Origin of the sequence: Streptococcus sp. E17BB (assembly GCF_041807725.1) — a bacterium.
GTDB classification, from domain to species: domain Bacteria; phylum Bacillota; class Bacilli; order Lactobacillales; family Streptococcaceae; genus Streptococcus; species Streptococcus entericus.
Genome location: NZ_JBGTZC010000002.1, coordinates 73,822 through 92,561, shown reverse-complemented (window position 1 = coordinate 92,561; position 18,740 = coordinate 73,822). Strand labels below are relative to the sequence as shown.

16 protein-coding genes are annotated in these 18,740 nt (G+C 42.8%); 9 read left to right on the top strand and 7 right to left on the bottom strand.

Going from position 1 to position 18,740, the window contains the following annotated elements; all coding sequences use genetic code 11:
* Positions 1 to 144 precede the first annotated feature (144 nt).
* The 5 genes from ACERC7_RS00880 to ACERC7_RS00860 all read left to right on the top strand — a co-directional run bounded on the left by ACERC7_RS00880 (position 145) and on the right by ACERC7_RS00860 (position 6,676).
* Positions 145 to 1,815, top strand: a complete 1,671-nt coding sequence (locus ACERC7_RS00880; protein ID WP_373665861.1) for a formate--tetrahydrofolate ligase — start codon at positions 145 to 147, stop codon at positions 1,813 to 1,815.
* Positions 1,816 to 1,988: 173 nt separating this feature from the next.
* Positions 1,989 to 3,197: a LysM peptidoglycan-binding domain-containing protein gene (locus ACERC7_RS00875; RefSeq protein WP_373665860.1), complete on the top strand. Its 1,209-nt coding sequence runs from the start codon at positions 1,989 to 1,991 to the stop codon at positions 3,195 to 3,197.
* A 202-nt stretch (positions 3,198 to 3,399) separates the two neighbouring features.
* Complete coding sequence (locus ACERC7_RS00870; RefSeq protein ID WP_018368581.1) at positions 3,400 to 4,074, top strand: response regulator transcription factor; 675 nt, start codon at positions 3,400 to 3,402, stop codon at positions 4,072 to 4,074.
* The gene (locus tag ACERC7_RS00865; RefSeq protein ID WP_373665859.1) at positions 4,064 to 5,407 is read left to right on the top strand and encodes a sensor histidine kinase; all 1,344 of its coding nucleotides are present in this window, start codon (positions 4,064 to 4,066) and stop codon (positions 5,405 to 5,407) included. Before ACERC7_RS00870 ends, ACERC7_RS00865 begins: the two co-directional genes overlap by 11 nt.
* A 69-nt stretch (positions 5,408 to 5,476) precedes the next feature.
* Positions 5,477 to 6,676, top strand: coding sequence for a transglutaminase domain-containing protein (locus ACERC7_RS00860; protein ID WP_373660285.1), 1,200 nt, complete (start codon positions 5,477 to 5,479; stop codon positions 6,674 to 6,676).
* Positions 6,677 to 6,748: 72 nt separating this feature from the next.
* Here ACERC7_RS00860 and rpsT read toward each other — a convergent pair whose 3' ends face one another.
* The 3 genes from rpsT to coaA form a co-directional block, all read right to left on the bottom strand.
* The gene (rpsT, locus tag ACERC7_RS00855; protein WP_018368578.1) at positions 6,749 to 6,997 is read right to left on the bottom strand and encodes a 30S ribosomal protein S20; all 249 of its coding nucleotides are present in this window, start codon (positions 6,995 to 6,997) and stop codon (positions 6,749 to 6,751) included.
* Positions 6,998 to 7,084: 87 nt separating this feature from the next.
* Positions 7,085 to 7,690: a T6SS immunity protein Tdi1 domain-containing protein gene (locus ACERC7_RS00850; RefSeq protein WP_373660284.1), complete on the bottom strand. Its 606-nt coding sequence runs from the start codon at positions 7,688 to 7,690 to the stop codon at positions 7,085 to 7,087.
* 15 nt (positions 7,691 to 7,705) lie between these two features.
* Positions 7,706 to 8,623: a type I pantothenate kinase gene (gene coaA, locus ACERC7_RS00845; protein ID WP_373660283.1), complete on the bottom strand. Its 918-nt coding sequence runs from the start codon at positions 8,621 to 8,623 to the stop codon at positions 7,706 to 7,708.
* A 351-nt stretch (positions 8,624 to 8,974) separates the two neighbouring features.
* Between coaA and gyrB the strand changes: the two genes are divergently transcribed.
* Both gyrB and ACERC7_RS00835 read left to right on the top strand, forming a co-directional pair.
* Positions 8,975 to 10,921, top strand: a complete 1,947-nt coding sequence (gene gyrB, locus ACERC7_RS00840; RefSeq protein WP_373660281.1) for a DNA topoisomerase (ATP-hydrolyzing) subunit B — start codon at positions 8,975 to 8,977, stop codon at positions 10,919 to 10,921.
* Positions 10,922 to 10,997: 76 nt separating this feature from the next.
* On the top strand, positions 10,998 to 12,731 hold the full coding sequence (locus tag ACERC7_RS00835; protein WP_373665858.1) for a septation ring formation regulator EzrA: 1,734 nt from the start codon (positions 10,998 to 11,000) through the stop codon (positions 12,729 to 12,731).
* Positions 12,732 to 12,969: 238 nt separating this feature from the next.
* Here the strand turns inward: ACERC7_RS00835 and ACERC7_RS00830 are convergent, their stop codons facing one another.
* A complete protein-coding gene (locus ACERC7_RS00830; protein WP_373665857.1) occupies positions 12,970 to 13,467 on the bottom strand; it encodes an NUDIX domain-containing protein in 498 nt (165 codons plus the stop codon).
* A gap of 178 nt (positions 13,468 to 13,645) precedes the next feature.
* Here ACERC7_RS00830 and ACERC7_RS00825 point away from each other — a divergent pair, with 178 nt between their 5' ends.
* Entirely contained in the window at positions 13,646 to 14,428 is a 783-nt protein-coding gene (locus ACERC7_RS00825; RefSeq protein WP_373665856.1) for a sulfite exporter TauE/SafE family protein, read from the top strand.
* Here the strand turns inward: ACERC7_RS00825 and ACERC7_RS00820 are convergent.
* A complete protein-coding gene (locus ACERC7_RS00820) occupies positions 14,425 to 14,868 on the bottom strand; it encodes a DUF1694 domain-containing protein (protein ID WP_373659005.1) in 444 nt (147 codons plus the stop codon). The genes ACERC7_RS00825 and ACERC7_RS00820 overlap by 4 nt on opposite strands.
* A gap of 142 nt (positions 14,869 to 15,010) precedes the next feature.
* On the opposite strand from ACERC7_RS00820, the gene eno reads away from it, so the two are divergent.
* A complete protein-coding gene (gene eno, locus ACERC7_RS00815; protein ID WP_018368570.1) occupies positions 15,011 to 16,318 on the top strand; it encodes a surface-displayed alpha-enolase in 1,308 nt (435 codons plus the stop codon).
* Positions 16,319 to 16,463: 145 nt separating this feature from the next.
* On the opposite strand, the gene ACERC7_RS00810 is transcribed toward eno, so the two are convergent.
* Both ACERC7_RS00810 and ACERC7_RS00805 read right to left on the bottom strand, forming a co-directional pair.
* A complete protein-coding gene (locus tag ACERC7_RS00810; protein WP_373665855.1) occupies positions 16,464 to 17,627 on the bottom strand; it encodes a tyrosine-type recombinase/integrase in 1,164 nt (387 codons plus the stop codon).
* Positions 17,628 to 17,914: 287 nt separating this feature from the next.
* Entirely contained in the window at positions 17,915 to 18,739 is an 825-nt protein-coding gene (locus tag ACERC7_RS00805) for a hypothetical protein (protein ID WP_373665854.1), read from the bottom strand.
* Position 18,740 lies beyond the last annotated feature (1 nt).

The window sequence follows — 18,740 nt, the reverse complement described above, 5'->3', positions numbered from 1 at the left end:
AGCAATTAACACTTTATCTTAGGAATCGAACAACCACTAAAAAACGTTCGGTTTAATTGGCATATCTTTAAAAAAAGATAAAAAATAATGCGTTTTTTATCTTTTTTTGTTATACTTAAGCAAATGCAGTAAGGAGACTAGACCATGACAACAGATATTGCAATTGCTCAGGCAGCAGTTCTTCAGCCTATTGTGGATATTGTTGAACCTTTTGGAATTTGTCCAGATGATTTGGAGCTTTATGGGAAATATAAAGCTAAGCTGTCTTTTGAGAAAATAGCTCAGCTATCCGATCAGCCTTTAGGGAAATTAGTATTGGTGACAGCAATCAATCCAACCCCAGCTGGTGAAGGTAAATCAACCATGACTATCGGCTTGGCTGATGCACTGAATAAAATAGGACAGAAAACCATGATTGCTTTGCGCGAACCATCTCTTGGACCAGTCATGGGGGTCAAGGGTGGTGCAGCTGGCGGAGGTTATGCACAGGTTCTGCCTATGGAGGACATCAATCTGCATTTCACTGGGGACATGCACGCTATTACAACAGCCAACAATGCCTTGGCTGCCTTGATTGATAATCATCTCCAGCAGGGGAACGAGCTAGGCATTGACCCCCGTCGTATCATCTGGAAACGCGTTGTTGACCTCAATGACCGTGCGCTTCGTCAGGTAATCGTTGGGCTGGGCAGTCCTGTCAATGGTGTGCCTCGTGAGGACGGCTTTGACATCACGGTAGCCAGTGAAATCATGGCTATCTTGTGCTTAGCGACCGATTTAGACAATCTTAAAGAGCGGTTGAGCAATATTGTAGTCGCTTATCGCTACGATAAATCACCTGTCTATGTCCGAGACCTGCAGGTTGAGGGTGTTTTAGCTCTCTTGCTCAAAGATGCGATCAAACCTAATCTGGTACAAACCATTTATGGCACACCAGCTTTTGTTCATGGCGGACCATTTGCTAATATTGCTCATGGCTGTAACTCTGTTTTAGCAACAAGCACCGCTTTACGACTAGCAGATGTGGTGGTAACAGAAGCTGGTTTTGGTGCTGATTTGGGGGCAGAGAAATTCCTGAACATCAAGACACCACAATTACCTGTGCAACCAAGTGCAGTGGTCATTGTCGCAACCTTACGAGCACTCAAGATGCACGGCGGTGTTGCCAAATATCAGTTAACTGATGAGAATGTCAAGGCAATAGAAGCAGGTTTTGCTAATTTAGCGCGGCATGTGGAAAACATTAGAACATTTGGTATTCCTGCGGTGGTTGCCATCAATGAATTTGTTACTGATACACCTGCTGAAATTGCTAAACTCAAAGAGTTATGTGCTACTATTGATGTGCCAGTCGAGCTGTCTAGTAGTTGGAAAAATGGCGCTGCTGGTGGCGTAGCTCTAGCTGAAACCTTAGTTGAAGTCCTAAAAGAGGATAAGGCAAGTTACCAACGTCTCTATGCGACTTCTGATCAGTTATTGACCAAGGTCGAAAAAGTTGCTAAAACAATCTACCGTGCCAAGTCTGTGACCTTGACCCACACTGCAAAGCAACAACTAGCCGATATTGAGAAAAATGGTTGGGGAGACTTACCAATTTGTATGGCAAAAACGCAATACAGCTTTTCAGACAATCCAGCCCTTCTTGGGGCACCTGAAGAGTTTGAGGTAACCATCAGAGAATTTGTCCCAAAAACTGGTGCAGGTTTTATTGTAGCCTTAACAGGTGATGTGCTGACCATGCCAGGCTTGCCGAAACAACCAGCCGCCCTCAATATGGACGTCTCGTCAGACGGTAGAGCTATTGGTTTATTTTAGTCCTCTGTGTGGTGCTAGAAGGTCAGTTGTGACACGAGCAACACATCTTGTAACATGATTGACAAAAAAGTGCTTAAATAATACAGTTTGGTTAAATCATCCCTAAGGCTATTGAAAAAGCAGTTGTTTGTGCTATGATAGAGATAGTCTCGAAAGAACAAGGAGAAATAACCATGCGTAAAAAAATGATTCTGGGCTCAAGTGTGGCTCTGACATTATTGACTTCAGGGATTGTTCAGGCACAAGATGTCGTTTGGACACCTCGTACAGCAGATGACGTGGCTGCAGATTTGAGTCAGCAGGGCCATCAAGCAAGTTATACCATCAAATATGGCGACACGCTTAGCACGATTGCTGAGGTACTGGGTGTTGATGTTGAATTATTGGGTAACATTAACCAAATCAGCAACCTTGATTTGATTTTCCCTGGAACTGTGTTGACAACAACTGTTAATGAAAACCATGCAGTGACAACTCTTGAGATTCAAGCGCCAGCAAGACAAGAAGCAGAGCCTGCACAAGCCAGTATCAATCTAGAAACAAACCAAGCAGTTATCAATAATCAAGTAGTGGACTTGGCAGAAGTAACAAGTAGCGAAACTCCTGCTGAACAGCCAGCAGTAGAGGTAACAGCTCCAGTAGCAGAAGCACCTACTGAAGTTGTTCCAGAAGTATCAGAAACTGAGGCTGAGGTGATTGAAGAAACAGTTCCAGCAACACCAGTTGCTGAAGCAACGCTTACTGAGGAAGTTACTCCAGAAACCCCAGTTGCTATCGAAGTGGTTGAAGCTCAGCCTGAGACCACAACAGTTGAGACACCTGATTCTGCCGTTACAGCACCAGCACCTGTTGAGGCGGCGCCTTCAACTGAGCCAGTAGCTTCAGTAGCACCAGCTCCAGCTGTGTTAGAACCTGTTGTTGCGACAACTCCTGTTGAAGCTGCTCCAGAGGTCGTTGAAAAAGTCGTAGAAACCCCTGTGGCAACAACTGTCGCTCCTGCGGTTACCGCAACTGCTCAAGCCACGACATTTACAGGATCTGAGGCAGGTTTGCAGCCACATGTTGTTGCCTACAAACAGGAAGTCCTATCGGCATTTGGTTCCATGTGGGTGCATGGCTACCGTCCTGATTCCGGTGACCACGGTAAGGGACTAGCTCTTGATTTTATGGTGACAGATAATGCTGCGCTTGGTGACCAAATTGCAGCCTATGCGGCCTCGCATATGGCAGAGAAAAAGATTTCATACATCATTTGGAAACAGCGCTTTTATGCGCCTTATGAGAGCAAGTATGGTCCTGCCTATACTTGGAACTTAATGGAAGACCGTGGCAGTGTCACTGAAAACCATTATGACCATGTGCACATTTCATTTCTTCCATAGTCAGGATAAACATTAAAAGCTGGGCAATAGGTCCAGCTTTTGTGTATAGATTTAGTGAGAGCAATAATGTATTAGGTGAGATTGCCTTTATACCCGAGGTAACCCAGTTTAGCTCAGTTTAAGTTAATTCTGTTATCTTACCTTAACTAGGCATTTACGATAGAGCTTAGCCGTGCTATAATAGCATAAAGGAGGCAAGAAGATGATTAAAGTATTGTTAATTGAAGATGATTTGAATTTGTCCAATTCTATTTTTGACTTTTTAGATGATTTTGTTGACGTGATGCAGGTGTTCGATGGTGACGAGGGACTGTACGAAGCGGAGAGTGGGGTTTACGATTTGATTTTGCTCGATGTGATGATTCCTGAGAAAAATGGTTTTGATGTGCTGAAAGAACTGCGTGCTAAGGGAAATACAACTCCTGTCTTAATCATGACTGCTAAAGAAGATCTTGATGACAAAGGTAAGGGATTTGAACTTGGAGCAGATGACTATCTAACCAAACCATTTTATTTAGAAGAGTTGAAAATGCGTATCCAAGCTCTATTGAAGCGTTCAGGCAAGTTGACTGATAACAATCTTCAGTACGGTAACGTTGTTGTTGATATGGCAACCAATACGACTACTGTTGACGGTGTTGAGGTTGAATTGCTCGGCAAAGAATTTGAGTTGCTGGTTTATTTTATGCAAAACCAAAATGTTATTTTGCCTAAAACACAAATTTTTGACCGTATCTGGGGCTTTGATAGCGATACAACGATTTCAGTTGTAGAAGTATATGTATCTAAAATTCGTAAAAAGCTTAAAGATAGTGACTTTGGGCATAATTTACAGACCTTGAGGAGTGTGGGGTATATGTTGAAAGATGCGAAATAAGTGGTACGGTCAACAACCCAAGCACGATGAATCGTCATTCAAACTGTTTTTCTCTGTGTTCACCATCATTTTCCTTGTGATGACCATGATTATCATTCAAGTCCTAAATAGTGGTATCTATGGCTCTGTGGATAAGAGTTTGTTCGAAGCGCGGGACAATATTAACCAATATGTTGATTTTCAGATGTCACTTCCGACAATGGAAGAGTTAACTTGGGCAATACTTAATGAAAAAGAGGCAGATAATCCACAAGATGAGCGTCCAAAACTAAAACCTAATCGGTACCTTGCAGCAAATATTGACGTTGTTCTTTATGATGCAAAAGGAAAAATTATTAACCAAATGGGCTATATGGCGCAACCCTATGACTTTCCTTTAGATGACTCACGTTTGAACGTTATTGAACAAGAAAAGATTCTAACCTATTGGGGGAAAGAAGAGTATTATCGGATTATTACTGTTCCAGTAGGCAATCTTAATTACCCCGAGATTGCTTATGCCAGCATTTTGGTGAATACGGAACAGCTTGACATCAGTAACAGGCGAACGGTTCGGGTTGTGATTAGTGTCATGATATTTTTCTGGGTGGTGTCACTTTTTGCAAGTATTTATCTGGCTCAGCGGACGAGAAAACCGATTTTAGAGAGTTTTGAGCGACAGAAAAAATTTGTTGAAAATGCCAGCCATGAACTAAGAACCCCTTTGACCGTTCTTCAAAATCGTCTAGAGAATCTGTTTAGAAAACCGCAAGCTACTATCTTGGACAGTAGTGAGAGTATTGCGGCTAGTCTGGATGAGGTACGCAATATGCGCTTGCTGACGACTAATTTGCTCAATCTAGCTCGGCGAGATGATGGTTTGACGCCTGAATTAACGACAATTCAGCCAGAATTTTTTGATACGATTTTTACCAACTATCAATTAGTCGCTGATGAAAATAGCAAAATGTTCAAGGGCATCAACCGTCTGGAGCATGCAATTCGCTCAGATAAAACCCTGCTGAAGCAATTGTTGACTATTCTATTTGATAATGCAGTTAAATATACAACAGACGATGGACACATCATCTTGACAGTTAGTCAGGTGGAGAAGTCTTTGCTTGTTGAAGTTGCCGATAATGGTGTTGGCATCTCAGAGTCAGATAAAATTAAGGTATTTGACCGTTTTTACCGAGTGGACAAGGCAAGAACAAGACAGACAGGTGGCTTTGGTCTAGGCCTATCTTTGGCCAAACAGATTGTCCATAGCCTAGGTGGCACGATTAAAGTTAGAGATAATCAGCCTAAAGGGACGGTTTTTGAAGTTAAATTACCTCTACAACAGATGAGCTAGGGCAAATGTCCTAGCTCGTCTTGCTTTCCTTTTGAAACCATGCTATAATGACCAAACACAGGAGTTTATATGAATAAAAGAATACGATATGGTCTGGCAGCTCTTGCTTTGTCAACTCTGTCTCTCTATCCTGTAGCGAGCAAGGCAATTCGCCATTACCAGCAAAAGCTGGTTCGTTTAGGAATTGCTGAGCAAGCAAAACAGCCCGAAGCAGCTGATGATGACGTGATTAAGCAGGGGCAAGCTGCGGTAGCAGCTAACTTTTATTACCAGCAATTAAGCAAAAAAGAACAGGCAGATTACATTCGACTGGTCACAGCTTTGCGGCAATTCGATACAAAATCACCCTTTAAAACGACGTCTAGTGACCGTTTGAAACGCATCTATCTGGCAGTGACCTACGATTTTCCAGAGTTTTATTGGCTATCAGAACAATCAGAAATTGATTTTTCTCAACTAATCTACCCCAAAGATGCCAAAGAAACTTATCAGCGTGTGCAAAGAGTAGCAGATGAGGTTATTGCGCAGATGCCTGACGGTAGCGATTACGATAAGGTCAAGTACCTTTACGAATACGTTATCCAACATACTCAGTACCATATAGAAGCCTTAAACAATGAATCGTTGATTTGGCAAGACCAGAGTGCTCGTTCTGTTTTTCTGGAACAAGAGTCTGTTTGTGCAGGATACAGCCGAGCTTTCCAGCTTCTCTGTCAAAAAGCAGGGCTAAATTGCCTCTACGTTGCTGGGGATATTGTTGCTTACGATTATCCGCATGCGTGGAACCTTGTTGAGATTGATGGTGATTATTACCCTGTAGACACCACTTGGGGAGACCCAACCTTTGAATCAGCTGTCGCTGGTCAAGATGCCAATCACATTAATTACAGCTATCTTTGTACACCGCGAGAGATTTTTGAGCGAACCCATACTGCATGGACAGGATTTGACAGTCCTGTTGGAGAGGCGCTGGTCTATCCGGCTCTAGCAGAGAATGCTCTTAACTATTATGTGCTGAACGGTTCCTATTTTGAGACGTATGATGAAACTGCATTAACTAACTTTATCGCAGAAAACGTTAAAGATGCTTCAGTCAAGGAGATTAGCTTTCAAATGGGAAATCAAGTTGCCTATGAGACAGCCTTTTCGGTCTTACAATCAGACACCTCACCAGTTCATGCCATGTTAGGGCATTTACCCAATTATCAAGGTTATGAGTTTTATGGTGACCAGCACACCTATCAGCTAGCCATCAAGATTCCGCGCTAAATAATTTGGGTACAAATCAACAATAACAAAAAACCAGTTCTTTTTTGAAGGAACTGGTTTGTTGTTTTGGTATTATGCCAATTTTGACGCAAGGCGTGCTTTATCACGACTTGCTTTGTTTTTGTGGATCAAGCCTTTTGACTCAGCCTTGTCGATGCTAGAAGAAGCAGCGCGGAACAACTCTTCAGTTGGGTTTGCTTCAAATGCTTTAATCGCTGTACGCATCGCAGATTTTTGTGATGAGTTCTTAGCGTTTTGTTTAACGTTAAGCTCAGCACGTTTGATAGCTGATTTGATGTTTGCCAATGTTTTCACCTCCATTTATCTTAACTATCCCATTATATAGCAAAAACTCTCATTTGACAAGTGGAAATTACTTTTTCAGAAAAAATTTTATAAGAGGTCAAACTAGACTGCATTTTGCAGGATGTGACGGTGGATAAGCAAATCGCCTTTATCTAGGTAGTCTGCCTGCTCAGAACCACCAAACACTAAAGCTGGCGTAAAGAAATAGCACTCATTTGGAGCCAATGGTCCTAGACCTTTGACAGCTTCTTGATAAAGAGGTTGTTTGAGGAGGTCAGTTGTAAACTGGTCTTCAAGAGCGAGTTGGCTAAAGAAATCTTGCCACTGATAGGCTAGAACAGGGGGTTGTCGATAATGAATGTCGAGAAGAGCGATATCGCTGGTGGTATCATCAAGGTGGCGATAATAAATCAGATCACCAAAGGCCGTTTTGAAGAGAGGGATACGGTCTAGAGAATCCTGACCCAGCCAAGCATTTAAGGTACCCTGATAATCTTTGGGGTTAATGATGGTCAGTAAGCCATCAGCTAATTCCCTTTCGCCATGCTGTAGCAAAAAATCCTGCAACTCTTGAGGCAAGCGGTGGTTATAATCAGCTAATTGCTCTGCAGAAATGTTGCTAATTTGCTTACCGGGTGGAAATTTTCTCAAGAAACGAGCAAAAAGCTGAGTTTCTTTTTGCTTTTTGAATAAGTTGAAAAATGACATCAGTACTCTCCTAGTTTACTTTTTCAAGTAAATCTTATCAATTTGATGGTTATCGCTTTTATGAAGAATGAGCTCGGCTCGATTTCTGGTTGGCTCGATGTAGTGCTCCAGATTGACCAGATTGATGGTTTTCCAGATGTTTTTGGCAAATTGCTGAGCATCAGCCTTATCCCAGAGAGAAAACTTGTGGTAGTAGCTGGTCGTGTCTTCTCTGGCACGATCCAGGTGCTTTTCAAAACGTTCCAGGTACCAGTTTTCGATAATTTGGCTATCGGCATCGATGTAGATAGAAAAGTCAAAGTAATCGCTCATGTAGAGCCGATTGTTTTGCTGGTTTTGAAAGACGTTAATACCTTCAACAATCAGAAAATCAGGAGCATCAATCGTTTGGACTTGGTCAGGCACGATGTCGTAGATGTCATGAGAGTAGACAGGCATGGTTGCTCTGCCATTATTTTTTACCGTATCAAGAAAATTCAGCAAGCGTTCCATGTCGTAACTCTCAGGGAAGCCTTTTTTGTTTAGGATATTATTGGCGATAAGATACTCGTTGGGGTAGAGAAAGCCGTCCGTTGTGATGAGCTCGACCTTACTTTTTTTATAGGTGCGTTCGAGAAGCAGCTGGATTAGCCTGCTGGTGGTTGATTTGCCGACAGCGACACTACCTGAAATCCCGATGATAAAGGGACGGCTATTCAAGCGTTCCTGTAAGAACATGCTTTTGGAGAAGTTGAGGTTATCTTGATTGTGTTTGTAAATCTGAATAAGCTTGATAAGCGGGAGATACACTTCGCTAACTTCCTGAATGGTGATGCTGTCGTTGAAGCTTTTGATGGCGTTGAGTTCATCTTCAGTTAAGGGAACATGGCTTTTTTGATGGAGCGTTTTCCAATCTTGACGTTCAATTGGGGTAAAGTTGATTAATTCCTGCATGGCTAATCCTTATTAAATTAAGTTTTTTGCATGTTTTCTCTATTATAGCATGATTTCATCAAAACAAGCCTATAAAAATGCCACCATATTCTGCGAATAATACGTCTCTATTTTTGAGGGGACTGATTGGACGAGGATAAGGTTAAGGATCTGGCAATTTGGCTTGTTCTGGTTTAGGAGTGACATGTCATGAACAAATTTTTAAGGCTTAACTTTGCCCCAAGCCTTTTTCTCCATGGTGTTTGTTGCGAAGAAAACGTTGTGAAACTGGTTATTTTCTTTAAAATATGCTATAATATAGCAGAATGTTACTCTTATTTAGGAGTAAAAACGGTAAAGAAAGTGTAAATAATGTCAGAGAAAGATTTAGAACAATTAGCACAGGAGTATGACGCTAGTCAGATTCAGGTTTTGGAAGGCTTAGAAGCTGTTCGGATGCGTCCAGGGATGTATATTGGCTCAACCTCCAAAGAGGGCTTGCACCACTTAGTCTGGGAGATTGTTGACAACTCCATCGATGAGGCCTTGGCTGGTTTTGCTAGTCAGATTGAGGTGTTTATTGAGCCGGATAATTCCATCACGGTTGTTGATGATGGTCGTGGGATTCCTGTCGACATTCAGGAAAAGACAGGTCGTCCTGCGGTGGAGACGGTCTTTACGGTACTCCATGCGGGGGGTAAATTTGGCGGTGGTGGCTACAAGGTATCAGGTGGTCTTCACGGCGTTGGCTCATCTGTTGTAAATGCCCTCTCCACGCAGCTTGATGTTAAGGTTTATAAGAACGGGCAGATTTACTACCAAGAATACCGTCGTGGTGATGTGGTGGCCGATTTGGCGGTCATCGGTGAGACTGACCGCACGGGGACGACGGTGCATTTTACGCCAGATTCTGAGATTTTCACAGAAACAACCGAGTATGATTTTGCCCGTTTGGCTAAGCGTGTTCAGGAGCTGGCCTTTCTCAACAAGGGCTTGAAAATCGCTATTACCGACAAACGTGGTGAAGACGAGGAGACCAAGAGCTTCCATTACGAGGGTGGGATTGCCAGCTACGTCAGCTTTATCAATGAAAATAAAGATAATATCTTTGAAGAGCCGATTTATACCGATGGGGAGCTGGATGGTATCTCTGTCGAAGTCGCGATGCAGTACACCACCGGTTATCATGAGACGGTGCTCAGCTTTGCTAATAATATCCATACCCACGAGGGGGGAACCCATGAGCAAGGCTTCCGCACAGCTCTTACCCGTGTTATCAATGATTATGCTAAGAAAAATAATATTCTCAAAGAAAAAGATGATAACCTGACGGGCGAAGATGTCCGTGAGGGGCTGACAGCAGTTATTTCAGTCAAGCACCCGCATCCGCAGTTTGAGGGGCAAACCAAGACCAAGCTTGGTAACAGCGAGGTTGTTAAGATCACCAATCGTCTCTTTAGCGATGCCTTTAACCGTTTCTTGTTAGAACACCCACAGATTGCTCGTAAAATCGTTGAAAAAGGTATCCTTGCTAGCAAGGCGCGGATTGCGGCCAAGCGGGCGCGGGAGGTCACACGAAAAAAATCAGGGCTTGAAATTTCCAACCTGCCTGGGAAACTTGCGGATTGCTCGTCCAACGATCCGACCCAAACGGAGCTCTTCATCGTGGAGGGTGATTCGGCTGGTGGTTCAGCTAAGTCAGGACGTGATCGTGCATTCCAAGCTATTTTGCCGATACGGGGTAAGATTCTCAACGTCGAAAAGGCAACCATGGACAAAATCCTTGCCAACGAGGAAATTCGGACCATTTTTACCGCTATGGGGACAGGGTTTGGGTCGGACTTTGATGTGTCCAAGGCGCGCTACCAGAAACTAGTTATCATGACCGATGCCGATGTTGATGGTGCTCACATCAGAACCCTGCTCTTGACCTTGATTTATCGCTTCATGCGCCCTGTTTTAGAGGCGGGATATGTTTACATCGCCCAGCCACCGATTTATGGGGTTAAGGTTGGTAGTGAGATTAAGGAGTACATCCAACCGGGAGCCGACCAGGAAGAACGGCTCAGAGAGGCAGTTGCCAAATACAGTCAAGGGCGCTCTAAACCAACAGTTCAGCGTTATAAGGGTCTGGGGGAAATGGATGATCACCAGCTCTGGGAAACGACGATGAATCCAGAAAAACGTTTGATGGCACAGGTGTCTGTCGATGATGCCGCTGAAGCAGACCGCATTTTTGATATGCTGATGGGTGATGACGTCGCTCCTCGACGTGAATTTATTGAAGAAAATGCTGTTTACTCAACGATTGATATCTAAAACCCTTTGTCAAAGCCATTTAAATATGCTATAATCGTAATGATATAGACTAAAATTAATATTCTAAGGAGAATATATGCCTATCAAACAGAGCGGAATTATACTACTGATTGTAGCCGTCATTTTGATTGCTATCGTGGGCTACCTTGTCAGTGTATTTGTTAGACGGAAAAATGACGGTATTATTGCCGAATTAGACAAACGAAAAGAAGGGCTGATGTCTCAGCCAGTCTCTGATGATATCGAAGCGATTAACCAGCTCCAGTTGGTTGGTCAAAGCCAAGAAGAATTTGATTCTTGGAAGGAACGATGGGCTATTTTAACAACTGAGACATTTAAGCAGTTGGAAGAGGACATAGAAGAGGCTGAAGTTTTTAATGACACCTTCCATTTCTTAAAAGTAAAAAAATCAGTGGAAGCTATTGATGCACAGCTTAAAGAGACTGAGACGGAATTATCAAATATTCGTCAAGGGCTAGTAACTCTCAAAGAACAGGAAGAAAAAAATAGTGCACGTGTGAAGTATGCACTTGACCTGTATGAAGAGTTGCAGGAAGGCATTTCCTCAAAAGAGAGCGAGTTTGGTTCTGCTCTTACTGAAATCAACAAGCAATTATCAAATATCCAAACCGAGTTTTCTCAATTTGTAGCCTTGAACACATCAGGGGATCCACTCGAAGCAGCAGAGATCTTGGAGCGTGCTGAAGAGCACACCATTGCGTTGGGTCAAATTAGCGAAAAGGTCCCTGGACTAGCTAAAGAGCTACAAGATAGACTAGCAGATCAGCTAGATGACCTGGAAACAGGTTATGCGAAACTCTTAGAAGAGAACTATCATTTTGGAGACCAACCGATTGAACAGCGTTTCCAGACCATTCGTGAAGCCATTACAGCTGGGAAAAATGATTTGGCTGGTTTAGAGTTAGACAAAGCAGAGGCAGGTATAGAAGACATCCAAGCACGTCTTGATAGCCTTTATGAACTCTTCGAGAAAGAGATTGCTGCTCAACGAGAAGTGAAAAGACTTATCCGTCGCTTGCCATCTTACTTGGAGCATGTGAAAACTAATCATAGCAAGTTACAAGAAGAAATTCTTCGCTTGCAACAGTACTACATTCTGGATGATGCAGATAGCAGTACCCTGAAAGGGTTAAGCCGTCAGATTGAAAAATTGGAAGAAGGCTCATTGGCGCATTTGGATGACAGTCAGTTGCCAGAAGAACCATTCTCAACCTTGGAAAAGCGTTATAGCACGGCAGTGAAAGGGTTAGAAGGTATCGAGCAAGAACAGTTATCTCTGACGACTCATCTTAAAGAGATTGATAAAAAAGAAGTAGAAGCTCGTCAGCTGATGGAGCAATCTATCAACCGTCTTCATATCATTAAACGTTTTATAGAAAAGCGCCATATACCAGGTGTGCCACAAGAATTTCTGAGCATTTTCTTTACTACTAGCTCACAAGTGGAAGCTCTCATGGCTGAGCTTGACCGCCATCGCATCGATATTCAGGCAGTCAATCGTTTGACTGAAGCCTCTGATAGTGCCATGGCTAAGCTTGAAGAGACAGCTTACACCGTTGCCCAGTATGCTACCTTGACCGAACAGCTGCTACAGTATTCAAACCGCTACAGAAATTTTGACAAGAATGTCCAAGCTAGTTTTGAAGCAGCTCTTCATTATTTTGAGGTTGAGTATGATTACCGTGCAGCCTTCGATGAAATTTCCTATGCTTTGGAAATTGTTGAGCCAGGAGTGACAGAACGGTTTGTAACATCGTATGAAAAAACGAGAGAAATGATTAGATTTTAACAAAGGGCTGGAATTTTCCAGTCTCTTTTATATGCAATGAACATCATGTCACAATAAAAAATCAACCTTGTAATGGTTATTAACTAAAGAACAATTATTTGAGCATTCTAATCTAATTGTGCTATAAGTTCCTCATTGATCGCAAAAATAAAAAAAGCTGACTGATAAGGTCAACCTTCTATGGTAATGAATCAAAGGTATAAAGGATTCAGGCAGTCGACAGAGGAAGAACATATTTTCAGTGTAAGAAAAGTTCAGTAATAGCCGCTTTTTGACCGGGAATTAAGAGGTGGTTTTCAATGAAAAGGGGCAGTTCTGATGGTGACACCCAGCGGTAATCAGCTGTTTCTTCGATTTGTAATTGGACTGCCTTTTTATCGTTTGTCGTCATGGCTTGAAAAATATGGAAGTAGCAGTGGTAGCGATCGTCAAAATAGGTGTTGTAAAGTGACAGTTTATCGAGGCTTAGTCCAGTTTCTTCTAAGACTTCTCGCTTAATAGCCTGCTCTGCCATTTTGCCCGCTAGGGCAGAACCACCACAAGAAAATTCCCAATAATTAGGGAAACTCGCTCGGCTAGCAGCGCGTTTGACAAAAAGTAAACTCCCATCTTCATGGCAAACCATGGCTTCAACAACTAGGTGATAATACCCGTCTGGAATGGGCTCTCCTCGGGTCAGTTTCAAATCAGCAAGGGTACCATCAGCTAGGTAAGCATCCCAAATTTCTGTTGTCATTTTTGCTCCTTTACTTAGTTGATAGGGAAGTCAATGATAGCAGATGGCTTAGCCTCTGTCAAGAGGCTTGCCGCTTGTGTGAACTTAGTGTAGACTAAAAAGAGAGGTTTGCTCGATTTATGCTTGTTAATAGAGTGATTTTCATAAGTTAATCTAATTGCCAAGATAGGAGGTCAGTATGATTTATGTGATTTACCTTTTAGTTGTATTTTTCGCCACTTGTATCGGTGCTGTGACTGGCGTTGGGGGTGGCGCCATTATTAAGCCGATTTTTGACAGACTGGGTTATGATTCTGCTGTCGTCATTGGCGCTTATTCGTCAATCGCAGTTTTTACCATGTGTTTGAGTTCGCTTGTGCGCCAACTCTGTATAAAGCCTACTGTTGATTCAACGGTTTTAGTCGGTCTAAGTGCGGGCTCAGTCTGTGGTGGCTTTTTTGGAGAGCAACTGTTTCATCAGATGACCAGTAGTGTCCCGAATGAAACCGTCAAAGCCTGGCAAGCAGGACTTCTTATTCTTGTTTTGCTCTTTACCACCGGCTATCACATCAAAAAGGAAAGTCTCCCCACCTATCGTGTCAATAATGCTTGGTTGATTACTTTTTTAGGTCTTGTCATTGGGATGCTGTCGATTTTCTTAGGCATTGGAGGCGGGCCACTTAACATCGCTGTTCTCGTGATACTCTTTTCATATACGGTCAAAGAAGCCGCCATGTACTCCCTAGCTATGATTTTCTTTGCACAATTGCCCAAGATTACCTTAATCGTTTGGAAATGGCAGAGCTATGGAGTTAGCCTTGGCTTTGTTGGTCTGCTGATAGTCGTTGCCGTTGCTGGTGGAATGATTGGGACATGGGGATATCGCCGCTTGACTGATAAGCAAGTAAATGTACTATTTTTAGCTTTGACGATTGCTATAATTGGTATTAGTGTGATGAATTTAGTGACTAATCTCATCTAACCAAACAGCTTTTTCCAGAGCGATTTTTTGGTAGGCTGAGTAGGCTCATCGACAAAGTAGTCGGGATAGAGTTCCTGTACCTCGATTTCTGATAGCTGTTCAGCCTTATCTGTATGAAGGACAAACCCATAAGGCGACTGTGCCTTATCCTCATCAACAACTGTTGCTTGGATACCAATTGCTTGAGCAGCTTTTAGGTAAGATATTTCAAGAGCGTTATCCAGACGAGCAGAGAGCTTTAGGTGAAGGTGGGCGTATTTTCTGTGATAATCTTGCAGAACGGTGTCAAGATTCTTGATGAAGACGGGGTGCTGAGCGTTAGCTATTGTCCCTAAAAGCACCACCCGTTCAGCAAATGTGCCGAGGTAGTGCCTCTGTTGGTCAGGGTCAAGCCGATGTTCGCCTGTTGCCATCTGTTGAATTTTTTGGTCTAATGTCATTAGTGTCTCCTTATGATGAAATCACTAACTATTATACACGTTTTTAACTTTTTACGGACTTTTAAGATTTTGATTTGATTATCTGGCCATTTTATGATAAGATAAAAAGGTAACAAATTAAAACTCATAAGGAGAGTCAATAATGTCAATTATTACTGATGTTTACGCTCGCGAAGTCCTCGACTCACGCGGTAACCCAACTCTTGAAGTTGAAGTTTATACAGAATCAGGTGCATTCGGACGCGGTATGGTACCTTCAGGTGCCTCTACTGGTGAGCATGAAGCAGTTGAGCTTCGTGATGGCGATAAGTCTCGTTACCTTGGTCTTGGTACTCAAAAAGCGGTTGACAACGTGAACAATGTCATCGCTGAAGCGATTATCGGTTTTGACGTTCGCGACCAACAAGGTATCGACCGTGCGATGATTGCTCTTGATGGTACACCTAACAAAGGTAAACTTGGTGCTAACGCTATCCTTGGTGTGTCTATCGCTGTTGCGCGTGCAGCTGCGGACTACCTTGAAGTGCCACTTTACAACTACCTTGGTGGTTTCAACGCTAAAGTGTTGCCAACACCAATGATGAACATCATCAATGGTGGTTCTCACTCAGACGCTCCTATCGCTTTCCAAGAGTTCATGATCATGCCAGTTGGCGCACCATCATTCAAAGAAGGTTTGCGTTGGGGTGCTGAAGTCTTCCATGCCCTTAAGAAAATCCTTAAGTCTCGCGGTTTGGTAACAGCTGTTGGTGACGAAGGTGGTTTTGCACCTAAGTTTGAAGGCACTGAAGACGGTGTAGAAACCATTCTTGCTGCGATCGAAGCTGCAGGCTATGAAGCTGGCGAAAACGGCATCATGATTGGTTTTGACTGTGCCTCATCAGAGTTCTACGACAAAGAGCGCGGTGTTTACGACTACACTAAATTTGAAGGTCCTGGCGGTGCCGTTCGTACGTCTGCTGAGCAGGTTGACTACTTGGAAGAGTTGGTTAACAAGTACCCAATCATCACCATCGAAGATGGTATGGATGAGAACGACTGGGATGGTTGGAAAGCCCTCACTGAGCGTCTTGGTAAACGTGTACAATTAGTTGGTGACGACTTCTTCGTGACAAACACTGACTACCTTGCTCGCGGTATCCAAGAAGGTGCTGCTAACTCAATCCTCATCAAAGTTAACCAAATCGGTACACTTACTGAGACTTTTGAAGCGATTGAAATGGCTAAAGAAGCTGGCTACACTGCTGTTGTTTCTCACCGCTCAGGTGAAACTGAAGATTCAACCATCGCTGACATCGCTGTTGCGACAAACGCTGGTCAAATCAAAACAGGTTCACTCTCACGTACAGACCGTATCGCGAAATACAACCAATTGCTTCGTATCGAAGATCAATTGGCTGACGTTGCTCAGTACAAAGGGATTAAGTCATTCTATAACTTGAAAAAATAGTATGTAAGGGGTAAAACCTTACTATACCAGCACTTTGGGGCGGTTTCCCAAGGTGCTTTTTTCAATTTGTTACCCCTTTGTTACCCCAAAAGCTGATTTTTGGTGCAGAGAAAGGGCAAACCCCAGAGGGGTAACCCTAGCTATTTTATAAATTATTGACGGCTGTTGCATAGGTGATAGCCGTTTTTTGTATCTGGTCATTGTCAACATGCCAGTAAGTGTTTTGTGTGAGATTGGCGCTTGAGTGTCCTAGCCGATATTGAGCATCTTTGGCATTGACCCCAGCATACAAAATCAGTGACGTGTGCGTGTGTCTGAAGCCATGAAAAGAGACATAGGGCACGCCAGCAGCTGCAAAGTGTTTTTTTAGTCGCTGTCTCAACGGACCAGAGTAAGCATATTTTTGCGTAAACACAGAGAATACAACCGTCTCAGACCGCCCAAGTTGCCAGCTTTCGATTTGTTGGCGGTTTTTGTATTGCTTGAGCATGAGTAGCGTTGCCTGGTCTATTGGTATATCACGATAGCCAGCATTTGATTTAGGGCTGTTTAGCCCATTCTGACGGTTTAGGGTCTTATTGATGCTGATAATACCCTTGTTTAGGTCAATATCAGCCCATTCAAGAGCCAAAGCCTCACTAATACGGCAACCAGTAGCCAGCAAGAGCTTATAAAGCGTGACATCGAATAGAGTAGTATAGTTTGATTGGTCGAGGGTATCGAGATAAGCCAAGAACGTTTTTAGCTCTTGCTTATCTAGGCACTTGACCTTTTTCTGTTCGGTTTGCCTTTTACGTGGCATAATAACCTCACGAGCTGGATTGAACGGCATCAGTTGCATAGCTACGCCATATTGCAAGATGCGGCGGTTGAGGTTATGGAGTAAGCCATAGTTAGCAAAAGCCCCTTTCTCACCGCTATTGGCTTTATTTGCCCATTTATTGACCTGTTGCTGGATAATAGGGGTCGTGAGCTTATCCACCCTGTAATCACCAAAAACAGGTAGCAGGTGCTTTTTGATAGTCCCAGACATTGATTGTACAGTATTAGGCTTGACTGTATGCTTGTAACTATCCCACCAGAGGGAGACAAGCTCTTTATAGGTCGTGATGGTTGGTTTTGGCTTTCTGGTTGAGCCGTTAGCAATAAACTCGCTGATAGCTGTTTTAGCCTTTGCTTTTACGCCCTTTTGAGTTGATGCCGTCACCGTGGTGCGTGTCTTTTTACCTGTCATCTGGTCAATGCCAAGATAAACGCTAGCCCGATAAACGATTTTGCCATTTTGCTTTGTAATTTGTTTGATATTCATGTATGTTTCCTTTCCATCAGCAGGCAAGCGGATTTGTTGTTAAGGTATTTATACATGGATTGTCTCTATATCGTCGCTAGAGGCACGAGAATAGGGCTGTAATCGTTTGTTTTGGGGTGCGTGGTAAAATTATACCGCCGAGGGTTAAAACGGCTGTATGGGGGTTATAGGAGCGTGATAGTCACAGGATGTTGAAAATATTGAATAGGTTTAGTAGTGGATAAACTTGACACAACTTGACATTTATTCCCAACAAAACCCAACATTTGGGGGTTATAGCGTTATTGTTAGCCTTTGTTTTGGATGAGTTTCTTTCCAGAAAATGCTATGCGTTTTTTGAATGTATCTATCCACATATCACCACCGTATTTAGGTTGTTCATATTTTAAGAAATTTTCACAGATAGCTATCTCAGCTTGATAGTCTTTCAAACCACGGTAGTTTATAGCGATACGTTCGTAAAGTGGTGCTGTAAAATCAACCCCTTTTTGTCCGATGAGTGGCAGTAGCAACTCATTTGACTGTTGGTATTGCTTTTGTTTGGATAATCTTTCGCCTTTTTCAAATAGTTTCCAGCCCTCATCTCTTAACTTATCAAATGCTATCTGTTCTCTTAGTTCTTTGGCGCTGTCTTTCAGACCTATTTGGTCGAGATAGTCAGCGTGTTTGGTTCTGAAAGCTTCATAACTTGCTCTGTTTGCAGCCTTATCCTCGTCAGTCACCCAGCCAGATTTGTGTAGTTTTATGTAATGCTGATTATTGTTGATTAGTTCTTTCCCTTTTGGTGTGAGTAACCCATCTTGTTCCAAAAGCCCAAGATTTATCAATCGAAGAGTGGCAACGCCATAGTCTGTTACGCCGTAGTTCCTAGAGAGATGAACAGGGTATTTTTCAGTAAATAGACCAAGCCGCTTTATAACCCAGAGCAAGATTAAATCAGAGATAACTATGTTGGGTTCGGCTATTTGCTGTTTTGCCCAAGGGTAAACATGCTCATAAAAATCAGGGTCGTCTATTTCTTTACCATAGATTTTTATTTGGTCTCTTGTAGGCGGTTCTGGTATAGTGCTAGTTTTTGAGAATAGTTTTTTTAAGGAGGATAATAACGGCATC

Bases quoted from the DNA above. Each gene is read 5' to 3' on its own strand.
- ACERC7_RS00805 (WP_373665854.1), bottom strand. From the start codon at position 18,739: ATGCCGTTATTATCCTCCTTAAAAAAACTATTCTCAAAAACTAGCACT.
- ACERC7_RS00830 (WP_373665857.1), bottom strand. From the start codon at position 13,467: ATGACAACAGAAATTTGGGATGCTTACCTAGCTGATGGTACCCTTGCT.
- ACERC7_RS00865 (WP_373665859.1), top strand. From the start codon at position 4,064: ATGCGAAATAAGTGGTACGGTCAACAACCCAAGCACGATGAATCGTCA.
- ACERC7_RS00875 (WP_373665860.1), top strand. From the start codon at position 1,989: ATGCGTAAAAAAATGATTCTGGGCTCAAGTGTGGCTCTGACATTATTG.
- rpsT (WP_018368578.1), bottom strand. From the start codon at position 6,997: ATGGAGGTGAAAACATTGGCAAACATCAAATCAGCTATCAAACGTGCT.
- ACERC7_RS00825 (WP_373665856.1), top strand. From the start codon at position 13,646: ATGATTTATGTGATTTACCTTTTAGTTGTATTTTTCGCCACTTGTATC.
- ACERC7_RS00820 (WP_373659005.1), bottom strand. From the start codon at position 14,868: ATGACATTAGACCAAAAAATTCAACAGATGGCAACAGGCGAACATCGG.
- ACERC7_RS00835 (WP_373665858.1), top strand. From the start codon at position 10,998: ATGCCTATCAAACAGAGCGGAATTATACTACTGATTGTAGCCGTCATT.
- ACERC7_RS00880 (WP_373665861.1), top strand. From the start codon at position 145: ATGACAACAGATATTGCAATTGCTCAGGCAGCAGTTCTTCAGCCTATT.
- gyrB (WP_373660281.1), top strand. From the start codon at position 8,975: ATGTCAGAGAAAGATTTAGAACAATTAGCACAGGAGTATGACGCTAGT.
- ACERC7_RS00860 (WP_373660285.1), top strand. From the start codon at position 5,477: ATGAATAAAAGAATACGATATGGTCTGGCAGCTCTTGCTTTGTCAACT.
- ACERC7_RS00870 (WP_018368581.1), top strand. From the start codon at position 3,400: ATGATTAAAGTATTGTTAATTGAAGATGATTTGAATTTGTCCAATTCT.
- ACERC7_RS00850 (WP_373660284.1), bottom strand. From the start codon at position 7,690: ATGTCATTTTTCAACTTATTCAAAAAGCAAAAAGAAACTCAGCTTTTT.
- ACERC7_RS00810 (WP_373665855.1), bottom strand. From the start codon at position 17,627: ATGAATATCAAACAAATTACAAAGCAAAATGGCAAAATCGTTTATCGG.
- coaA (WP_373660283.1), bottom strand. From the start codon at position 8,623: ATGCAGGAATTAATCAACTTTACCCCAATTGAACGTCAAGATTGGAAA.
- eno (WP_018368570.1), top strand. From the start codon at position 15,011: ATGTCAATTATTACTGATGTTTACGCTCGCGAAGTCCTCGACTCACGC.